Raw genomic sequence first — 2720 nt, forward strand, 5'->3', positions numbered from 1 at the left:
TGTGGCTCTGGAGGCCGAGAGTTCGAATCTCTCTATCCACCCCAAAATAAAAAAGACAGGATCAGGTTACAAAGAGCGGGCTCTTTTGGCCTGGTCCTGTCTTTTGTTTTATTGGGCCGTAGCCAAGTGGTAAGGCACGGGTCTTTGACTCCCGCATTCCGCAGGTCCGAATCCTGCCGGCCCAACCAACTAACCCAAACACTTTAGATGCCATGCGGATAAACCCGCATGGCATCAAGTGTTTTTGGACTTTTTAGGGATCAAAAATCAGCTGGTCAAACGATAGATGCAAAAGAGGTCTTAAGGGTAACCGGCAGGATATGAACCCCGCAAGTTCCCCGTTTTGGGCAGTTTTTGGCCTGTGCCCTTTTTGAGCCAGGCAAGGGCCTACAAAAAAGATAAATGAAAATCAGGTTTGTTGGCTGTCCACAGCCAAAGGCATGAAATAATAAAGCTACATTTTGTCCCAAGTGCCAGGCAAACCGATACGAAAAATTAGCTAGCCATTCAGCCGCAGTACAGCCCTTTTGTATTGCGGCTTTCTCATATATTCCCCTCACCCTCGTCCATTTCTCCATTTTACAATCCATATCCTGCTAGGGTAAAATAAAAGCATTATTTGTCCAAAGTAGGAGGATATTGCTATGGAGAGAAAAGTAGGGGCCGGGCAGCTGGCGGCCTTTCGCCGGTGGCTGCTGGAGGAGGAGCGCGAACCCGCCACCATCGAAAAGTACCTGCGGGAGGTGCGGGCCTTTGCCGCCTGGCTGGAGGGTGCCCCGGTGACCAAAGAAGGAGCCACGGCCTGGAAAGCCCGCCTGACAGCCAGCGGATTTCAGCCTGGGACCGTCAACGGAAAGCTGTCGGCACTAAACAAGTTCTTTGCCTTTTTAGGCTGGCCGGACTGCCGGGTGAAGTATCTCAAAATCCAGCGGCGGGTGTTCCGCAGCAGCGAGCGGGAGCTGAGCCGGGAGGAGTACACCCGCCTGCTGGAAACCGCCAGGGTTCTGGGCCGGGAGCGGCTGGCCCTTCTCATTGAGACCATCTGTGCCACGGGGATCAGAGTAAGTGAACTTAAGTACATAACAGTGGAATCTATGCGCAATGGAAGGACAGAAATATCACTTAAAGGAAAGATCAGAACGATACTTATCCCGGGAAAGCTCTGCCGAAAGCTGCTGAAATATGCCAGGAAAAGAAAAATCGCCTCCGGTGAGATCTTCCTCACCAGAAGCGGAAAAAGTCTGAGCAGGCGTCAGATCTGGGCGGAGATGAAGGCCCTTTGTGCCAGGGCAGGGGTGGAGCGGAGCAAGGTGTTTCCCCACAACCTCCGGCATCTGTTTGCCAGGACCTTCTACCGGGCCTGCCGGGATGTGGTGAAGCTGGCGGATGTGCTGGGGCACTCCAGCATCGAGACCACGCGGATCTACCTGATTTCCACCGGAGCGGAGCATGCCCGGCAGCTGGAACGGCTGGGGCTTGTATCATAGCTCAAAATTAAACAGAAGACGCATTTGGCACAAAATTGAAGCCAAAAAGAAACGCCTTCCGCCAAGATTCCGTATAGGCTGGTAACAGTTTATCACAGATCATACAGGAATGCAAGGCTTGGGCTTATTTTTTGCGTGTGAAACAGGGTCAGAGGGAAGCTTTTCCTTTCTGGCCCTTCTCTTTTACTCCAAAAAGCCGCCTGCTCTTTTCCTAATCCCTTATATTCTGCCCAAGCCCGGTGACTATTTGCGTCTTCCGACAAGAAGGGAAGGAGGGTTTTCCATGCCAAGTGCACGGCAGCGTGTTATGAGTGAAGAGCGGATGGTGTGTCAGCGTCAGCCGGGGGAAGGGACCCTCATCACCATGGAGGAGATCGAGCGATTTCTGGCCCTCTATGAGAGCCTGGACCGGGCCGAGGGAACGATCAAGTTCTACCGGCGGAAGCTGACTCAGTTCTACGAGGACCTACCGGAGGACAAGCGGATCCGCCACGGGTTTATGGAGAGTTGGCGGGAATCGTTGCTGAAGAGGTATGCGCCTGCCTCGGTGAATGCATCCCAGTCGGCGGCGAACGCCTTCTTGGATTACATCGGCCACCGGGAGTACCAGCTGGTGGGGCAGCTCAAGGAAGAAAAGCCGCCCCAGCCGGAGCTTTCCCGGGCGGAGTATTTGCATCTTCTGCACACTGCAAAGGCGCTGGGAAATGAAAAGGTCTATCTGCTTATTAAGCTGTTCGCCTGCACGGGGTTCTTTGTCAAGGAACTGCCGAACCTGACAGTGGAGGCGGTCCGGGAAGGAAAGGTCGTCTGCTATCATAATCGAGTTAAGCAGGCTGTGACCATTCCGGCGTGTGTGCAAAAAGAGCTGCTGGACTTTGCGGAGCGGAATGGGATCACATCCGGAGCAATTTTTCGCACCCGAAGTGGGCAATCAATCAAGCGAACCTATATCCCAATTCTGATGAAGCCGGTATGCGAGGCGGCAAGGATCGATGACAGCCGTGCGACCCCGCAGTCGCTGAGAAGGCTGTATTTCTCCACCCGTGCGGGGATCGAGAGCAACATCGCCCTGCTGGTGGAGCAGGCCATGGAGCGCCAGCTGGAGCAGGAGCAGCTGGCTGTGGGGTGGATGGAAGCATGAAACATGTTTGTATTCTATGCGAGAGCTGGGAATCCGGCGGGATAGAGGCATTTTTATGGAATGTGCTCTCACACATGGACCGTTCCGAATTG

At 53.9% G+C, this 2720-nt stretch carries 2 protein-coding genes and 1 tRNA gene; all 3 read left to right on the forward strand.

The window, feature by feature from the left end:
- The first annotated feature begins 112 nt into the window (after positions 1 to 112).
- The 3 genes from ACTO5E_RS10710 (at position 113) to ACTO5E_RS10720 (ending at position 2628) form a co-directional block, all read left to right on the forward strand.
- Positions 113 to 188 (forward strand) — tRNA-Gln (locus ACTO5E_RS10710).
- Positions 189 to 644: 456 nt separating this feature from the next.
- Positions 645 to 1487: a tyrosine-type recombinase/integrase gene (locus ACTO5E_RS10715; protein WP_482303526.1), complete on the forward strand. Its 843-nt coding sequence runs from the start codon at positions 645 to 647 to the stop codon at positions 1485 to 1487.
- Positions 1488 to 1770: 283 nt separating this feature from the next.
- Positions 1771 to 2628, forward strand: a complete 858-nt coding sequence (locus ACTO5E_RS10720; RefSeq protein WP_482303528.1) for a tyrosine-type recombinase/integrase — start codon at positions 1771 to 1773, stop codon at positions 2626 to 2628.
- Positions 2629 to 2720: the final 92 nt, after the last annotated feature.

Source organism: Acutalibacter sp. (assembly GCF_056800975.1).